This is a genomic window from Hoylesella marshii DSM 16973 = JCM 13450 (genome assembly GCF_000146675.1).
Classification (GTDB): Bacteria; Bacteroidota; Bacteroidia; order Bacteroidales; family Bacteroidaceae; genus Prevotella; species Prevotella marshii.
Window position 1 is genome coordinate 1,284,586 of sequence record NZ_GL397214.1, and the last position, 7,204, is coordinate 1,291,789.

General features: G+C 40.5%; 8 protein-coding genes. 7 read left to right on the plus strand and 1 reads right to left on the minus strand.

The window, feature by feature from the left end; all coding sequences use genetic code 11:
• Positions 1-301 precede the first annotated feature (301 nt).
• On the minus strand, positions 302-946 hold the full coding sequence (locus tag HMPREF0658_RS05325) for a helix-turn-helix domain-containing protein (RefSeq protein ID WP_006949192.1): 645 nt from the start codon (positions 944-946) through the stop codon (positions 302-304).
• A 95-nt stretch (positions 947-1,041) separates the two neighbouring features.
• Here HMPREF0658_RS05325 and HMPREF0658_RS05330 point away from each other — a divergent pair, with 95 nt between their 5' ends.
• From HMPREF0658_RS05330 to HMPREF0658_RS05365, 7 genes are all read left to right on the plus strand, one after another.
• Positions 1,042-1,284: a hypothetical protein gene (locus HMPREF0658_RS05330; RefSeq protein ID WP_006949193.1), complete on the plus strand. Its 243-nt coding sequence runs from the start codon at positions 1,042-1,044 to the stop codon at positions 1,282-1,284.
• A gap of 24 nt (positions 1,285-1,308) precedes the next feature.
• Complete coding sequence (locus tag HMPREF0658_RS05335; protein WP_006949195.1) at positions 1,309-3,117, plus strand: integrase catalytic domain-containing protein; 1,809 nt, start codon at positions 1,309-1,311, stop codon at positions 3,115-3,117.
• Positions 3,118-3,130: 13 nt separating this feature from the next.
• A complete protein-coding gene (locus tag HMPREF0658_RS05340) occupies positions 3,131-3,967 on the plus strand; it encodes an AAA family ATPase (RefSeq protein WP_006949196.1) in 837 nt (278 codons plus the stop codon).
• A 227-nt stretch (positions 3,968-4,194) separates the two neighbouring features.
• Positions 4,195-4,437 (plus strand): hypothetical protein, encoded by a 243-nt coding sequence (locus tag HMPREF0658_RS05350; RefSeq protein WP_006949200.1) that lies wholly within the window; start codon positions 4,195-4,197, stop codon positions 4,435-4,437.
• The gene (locus tag HMPREF0658_RS05355; RefSeq protein ID WP_139047726.1) at positions 4,400-4,969 is read left to right on the plus strand and encodes a UvrB/UvrC motif-containing protein; all 570 of its coding nucleotides are present in this window, start codon (positions 4,400-4,402) and stop codon (positions 4,967-4,969) included. The genes HMPREF0658_RS05350 and HMPREF0658_RS05355 overlap by 38 nt, the downstream gene beginning before the upstream one ends.
• Positions 4,966-6,075 (plus strand): head maturation protease, ClpP-related, encoded by a 1,110-nt coding sequence (locus tag HMPREF0658_RS05360; protein WP_006949204.1) that lies wholly within the window; start codon positions 4,966-4,968, stop codon positions 6,073-6,075. The genes HMPREF0658_RS05355 and HMPREF0658_RS05360 overlap by 4 nt, the downstream gene beginning before the upstream one ends.
• Positions 6,076-6,096: 21 nt before the next feature.
• Positions 6,097-6,972 carry a hypothetical protein gene (locus tag HMPREF0658_RS05365; RefSeq protein ID WP_006949206.1) on the plus strand — a complete coding sequence of 292 codons (876 nt, stop codon included), beginning with the start codon at positions 6,097-6,099 and terminating at the stop codon, positions 6,970-6,972.
• Positions 6,973-7,204: the final 232 nt, after the last annotated feature.

Consider the following 7,204-nt stretch of genomic DNA (forward strand, 5'->3'; position numbering starts at 1 on the left):
GGGGGGTATTTTGAAACGGCAAAAAATAATTACGATAAACTGAAAGCAATTAAACTTATAAAACACTATATATCAACAGTTTAAAAGTTTATCTATTTGAAAAAATCTCGAGTTACTTTGAAACGGCAAAAAAAATAATATAACATTTGTGTTACATTTATGTTACATAAACGGGGAAAATGTAACATTTTAACCCCTCAAAATGTTACACCACACTGGTTTATGTAACATTTTGAGGGAAATTTCATGTTATAAGCTATTTATTGAACTAAGATTTTGAGTAGAGATTATTTTTTTAGACTTACTTACGGAGTTCTCCATTCTCGTCAAAAAAATCATTATAATTTAGGTCGGGAAACTCGTCGTCAAGGATACTTTTTGAAATTTCATCTAAGACAGCTTCATACCTACTCAACAATGAGTATACTTTCTTGTCCTTTACTATAAAGTTTTCAAACTCAGATAACAGTTTTTCTTTTGGTATTTGACCATCTTCAAAACTATAATATAGTTTACAAAAATTATTCCAAATATGGTTGTCGGCAATAAACAAAGAAATGACATCTACCGCTCCTGAAATATTATCTGTAACCTTTTTTGTGTTCGAGTAATTGTATCTATTGATAAGATAATTATACAAGGAGGACATGCCATTGAATGACTTAAAAATTTGGTATTCCTCTTCCTTGTCTTCACCATCTCTTTTCGGGAAATCTGTATTATCTTCTGCTAGGGTGCTTATAGGTTTTTCGTTCGAACCAAGTAACAGCCAGTGCAAATCAACATCTTTGCATTTTGCAAGAACAATATCATAATCAATAGTATTCCTCGAGTACCAATTAGAAATTGTTTGTTTGGTTACCCCAAGAAATTCAGAAAGAGCCTTATTGCCTTTTAACCCATAAAACTCTTTAATCTTATCTAATATACACGTTTTGTTAACCATTAAGGATTTTTAAAATTTCATTTTGTGTACTATTTCAAAATGTGTACTATCTTTGCATCACAGATGTATTATAGTTCACAAAAGTACAAAAAGATATGGCATTATCTATTGAGTATCGAAAGAAAATTTCTGCGATGCTACCACTGGGAGCAAAAACAGACATTGCAGAAGGGAGCGGACTCTGCCGAAACAACGTTTACGGCTGGTTCAATGGAAAAAGCTCAAACCCGAAGATAGAAAAGGCGGTCTTGGACTATTTTAACTCCCATATCAAGAAAATTGAGACGGAGAGTCAAAAACGAAAGGAAGTCATGGCATTTCTTGACAAAATAGATTAATAACGACGGCAATCACTTATAAAGATGCAGTTGCAGCAAGGTATAACCAACGGCGGCTTTTCCATCCCACAGGCTTCAGACGGTTACAAACACCGCCTGTTGCTTGCGGGTACGCGTAATACGGCGTTGTATATGCCGCGTTATGCGGGTGACATATCATCGGAAAAAGCCGTCGGTTATGCCTCTCTGCACGCCGTGCTTGCCGAAGCGGCAAGTATCTATAATGCGGGTATGGTTAATGTGTACTCGAACGTGTTATCCCCGCTTCATGAAGCATTTAATGCGATTTACCCGAACAAATACAGCTATCACCGCTTTGCGCGCTATATGAGAGAGGCGCAAACCGGTGATATTTTTAATATTGTCGTTGACCGTCGGGGCGGAAATAACAGAAAGATAAGCCCGATGTGCAAAAACTGGCTTTTCGACTTGATGAGAAGCGGCAAGAAATACGGTACACCCTATATGCACAAGGTAATATGCGAGTGCTGTGATCAATACGGCTACGAGAAGCCGTCTTTGTCATGGGTAAAGAAGAACTATTACACCTTAATACCTATTGTTTACAAGGAACGGTACGGGGCTGATGAGTTTAATTACCAGCAATTGCCTTATGCCGGCATTATACCCGCAGAAAAGCGTAACGAGCAATGGCAGATTGATGGCTGGCGGCTTCCTTTCTATATGGACGGCTGGCGTACACTCACTTTGTTTACCGTATTAGATGCATACAGTCGTAAAATCGTAGGCTATTGGGTTGCTGAAACTGAAAATACCGAAACCATTTTGCGAGGACTGGAGAATGCCGTACAAAATACGGGAGTTTTACCCTGTGAAATAGTAAGCGATAACCACAGCTTCAACCAAACCAAAGAAGCAGACAATTTTAAAGAGCTGATCGCTTCAAAAGGTTGCACATGGACGGTAACGAGTAACCCGCGTTATAAATCACTGATTGAACGCAGTTTTAACACCTTTGGAACGTGCTTTTGCAAGGATAAGCGGGGGTATGTGGGAGAGGGCATTCGGAGCCGTCGCAAAAATGCGCGTACCACGCAGGAGGAACTCGACAAATACACCCATGCCGGTAAGTTCTACAGTATGGACGAGCTGAAAAGTCTTGCAGCGGTACTTGTGGAGGAATACAATAATACAGGCGTAAACGGACATCAAGCCCCTACAGTGCTTTATGATGCAGCAGAACAGAACGCCTTACCGCAAGGTGAAGCCGACAAGATACAGCTATTCATACGACGAACGGAAACAACCGTAAGACGTGGACAAATAGACATCGCACGGGGTGGTAAAACTTATGAATACCAGTTGAATGCAAAGAACTATTCTGTTTTGAATAATCAAAAAGTTGCCGTCCGTTATTCTGATTACAGTATGCTTTATGTGTACAATCTTAAAACCGATGAGTTTATTTGCACCGTATCACAAAAGGAGTATGCACATGGTGCCAAAGCCAATCAGACCCAGAAAGACATTGATATTCTCAATCGCCAAAAGGGGCGTATTGAGGGCATTAAAAAGATACATAGGGAACAAGCCGAACAGATTAAGCGTGCAGCGTATGCCATAGACCCGTATGCCGCCGAAGCAATGAATGCAAGGACAACCCCGAAGACTGTACTTGAAATGATGCGCCAAAACGGTAAGGCGCAACTCGAGGCAGACCGTTTAGGCGTTGATGTCGGTGCACTAACATGCATAAAGGCGCAAAGCGAAATCGTACCTATCGACTTAACTAGAAAAGACCTGAAACAAAAAGAGCGGGAACGCAAGCCCTTTACCAAAGAATTTACGGGACTTGAGAAGATAACCAGTTAATAACCAAACATAAATGAAGATGAAAGATAAGAAATTATTAAAAGACCTAATCAACGACTATTGTAAGGAAAAGGGTATATCAAAAGCAGACTTTTCCCGTCGTGCAGGTGTTTCGGGAGCAACACTCTCGAGTATTGAAAACGGACATTTTGATTTAATCAGCGACACAATGGCAAACCGGCTTTTCGCTATGCTTAACGATGCAGACGGGCAAGCCATTTACAAAACGCGTGATTTTAATGCCGTACAAAAGGCTTGTGATGTGGCAAAACAGTATCATTTCATGATAGGTATAACCGGAGATACGGGAACGGGAAAAACAACCGCGCTTACGCATTTCTCAAGAAGCCGAAACGTCTATAAAATAACACTTACCAAGTCAATGCATCAAAGATTTTTCCTCGATGCCTTTCTTAAGGAATTAGGACAAGAATGTTACGGGGCATTGGGAGATAAGGTGGCAAAAATAGTTGATTTCCTCAACACAAAAACCGATGCGTTGGTATTGATTGACGAGGCGGGAAAAATTACGCCAAATGTTATGCTGCTACTTCATGACATACGAGAAGCCACAAAACATAATTGCGGCATTGTTATGGCAGGTATGCCTTACTTTAGGAGTAATTTGGAGAAGTATGCCAAACGCCAACAAGTAGGTTTTGCCGAGTTCTTGCGCCGTATAAACCTATGGCAGGAACTGGACGGGTTGAACCGTGCCGAGATTGAAGCTATCATCGAGGACAAGGGATATGACAAGGATACTGATATACAGACGTTTGCAGGGTTTAGGCGCTTTGCAGACTTAGAGAATAAAATATTATTGGACAATGTATTAAATGGAGGTTTCTGATTATGGTACAGATTGAAAGAGAAAAAGTAGTCATTGAAATTGAGGAGCCGTTCCCAGGCGACTACATTAGGGAACTTCACAACTCGCTATGTGAGTTAATACATGGGTACGATAGCCAAAATTTCACGCATGAGAACGTTCAGGTATTAACAAACTTCATGCAGGAACTCATGCCTACAACCAAAGAACTCGACACGATATATAAGAAACAAAAAAATTAAATAGTAATGGTGACTTACAATGGTAATAAAGTAAAGATAGAGATTAAGGACGATTGCCCCGATTTCTATGTAAGTAAGCTGGCAGAATGTCTGGCCGGTATTATTGTAGGACAAAAAGACGATTTCTTTTACCTCAACCAAGAACACGTCAACAATGCGTTGATGTTTTTGCGTGAACTTCTACCGGATACAAACCAAGTATTAAGAGGCTATGCAAAATACAAAGGAAAAGAAAGTATCGCTAATTAGACTTTTTTATGCGATGCTTACCAATAGTGGGCTACAGGCTTTTAAAGATAACATCGTTTTTACCTTTACAGCCGGTCGTACCGTCCATGTGTCGGAACTTAATTGTGAAGAGCTGCAAAAACTTTGCGACATTATGCGCAAAAAGGGTTTCCCTGTTACTCAAGGTGAAACCCTCGAATATCGCCTTAGACGCAAAATATATGCCCTCTGCTTTGATGCTGGCATTATTTACGGGCATACGCAAGAGGACTGGAAAATGAACTTTGCAAAAGTTGATGCGTTTTGCATGGAGCGCGGAGCAGTGAAAAAAGGCATCAAAGAACAGAATTTAAACGAATTAAAAAGAACGCTAAAACAATTTTCTGCAATAGCAACTAAAGTACAGAAGCGGCAAAATCGTGTGCTACTCATAGCAAAGCTTGAAAGTGACTTAAATGAAGCTATACATGCAGAAGACTTTGAGCTTTGCGCCTCAATAAGAGAACAGATAAACAATATAATTTTAAACGTTAAAACAAAACAAGAACAATGACACAGCATTTTTTTAACACCCTTAATGGTAAAGAAAACAGCGTAAGCATTTTGTTGTACGGTGACATCGGAGAAGGGCAACAGGTAGACAGTAAAGCGGTAGTAGAAGAACTTATAACACTTGCTGCGCGTTACCCTAAAATCGATGTACGGATAAACAGTTGCGGAGGTGACGTCTTTAGCGGTATGGCAATCTTCAATGCCCTTAAAACATCAAAGGCAGACATTACCGTTTACATTGATGGTGTAGCGGCAAGTATTGCTGCTATCGTAGCTTTATGTGGCAAGCCCTTGTACATGGCACCTTATGCAAAGCTAATGCTTCACAGCGTAAAAGCCGGTGGATATGGTGATGCCAAGCAGCTTGAACAGACAATACAACTCATAAATCAGTTGCACGGAGACTTATCGAATATGGTTTCTGCACGTCTTAACATTACCCCCGAAGAAGTGGAACAACGTTTCTTTGACGGTACAGACCATTGGCTTACGGCACAGGAAGCCTTACAAATGAAGCTGATTAATGGAATTTACGAAACGGATACAGCAGAAGCCCCAAAGGCTGGAGAAGATGTTTACCAATACTTCAACAACCGTTTAGGCGGCATTCAATCCAGCAAGCAGGGTTTCTTCGCAGACTTTGCAGAACTCAAAGAAAAAGCAGAAAGATGGGATGCCTACCAGCGTACAAATTCCACATTTGAGAATAAAATTAAAGAACTGGAAGTTTTGGGAGATTTAAAGCCGTCTGAAAAGATGATGCTTCAAAACGCCTCAAAGGGTAATCCTATTGAGTTTAAACGCCTTATGGATGCTAAGAGGACGGAGATGCTCGACGAAGCGCAAAAGGCGCTTGAGAACCTTACCAATACCCGTGGGTTGTGGCGTTACTTTAATCTCCCTAAAGATAAAGAATTGTTACGCGAGTTTGCCCTTTCTCAGCCTCGCCTTTTCCAAAAAGTTTTCGGAGCTTTTCAACGACCGATAACAGAAGTATGGGAAGGTGACATGCGAGCAAGCTGGACACTGGAAGACTACAGAAGATACGATCCTTTGGCATTGCAACGCAATCCTGATTTAGCATTAAAATTATCCGGTAAACATTAACCCTAAAAATAAATTATAAAAATGGCATTACAAAAAGAAATTTGGGTAAATCAAATTAAGCAAAATTTTTACCCTAACAGTTCGTTTTTAAACTTCGTAAGAGATTTTAGCGCATTGGTGGAATTTGACGCTATCAACATTGCAGAAGCAGGAGTAGATCCCGATGTGTTGATAAACAACAACACTTACCCCATTGCGGTAAAGCAGCGTGTGGACAAAAACCAACGTATCGAGCTGGATAAATTCGAAACAGAAAATACGCTTGTGCGTCGTCCTGAAGTTATCGAGTACAGTTATGACCAACTCGAAAGCGTGCTTATGGGACATCGCAGCACCCTTAGAGCATCAACAGCAAAGAAAGCTGCACACGCCTTTGCACCATTGAAGAACGGGACATATACACCCGTGATAACAACAACAGGAGAGAAAGCAAAGGATGGACGTAAACGGCTTACTGTAGCGGACATCTTAGCATTAAAGGAGGAGTACGATATGATGGATGTACCCTTGGAAATGCGGTATCTCGTGTTAAACCCTAAGCATGTTTCAGACCTTATACTGTTTGATACAAAGGCGTTTAAAGACATTGTAGACCTCGTAGAGGGAGCACCTAAACGTTTTGCCGGCTTCAATATGCTTCAAACAAGTATTACGCCGACCTACAATGCCACAACGCTTGAAAAGGTGGCTTTTGGGGCAGAAAAAGCTGCAACAGATACGTTTTGCTCATTCTCGTATTGCTCGGACGAGGTGATGAAAGCAGACGGTGAAATTTATCTTTATTCGAGATATGACGACCCCGAACAGCGCGGTACAATCGTAGGTTTTGACAAACGTTTTGTGGCAATGCCTATACGTAATCGTGGAATTGGTGCGATTGTCTCGGCAAAAGACTGATATTTTCAGTTTCGTTTGGTTATTGAAAATAGGAAGAGGGCGGCCTTGTGGAAAGGCCGCCCTCTATTGTGTTATTCTTTATCGTATCCGAGTATGGACTTTGAATGTTATTCTATCATCGTTTAAATAATATTTGAAGAGCATTTATATTATCTTCAAGTAACAATAAAAACACGTCTATTTTTTGCCGTTTCAAAGTAACTATTTTTGCCGTTTCAAAATAACTCGCACA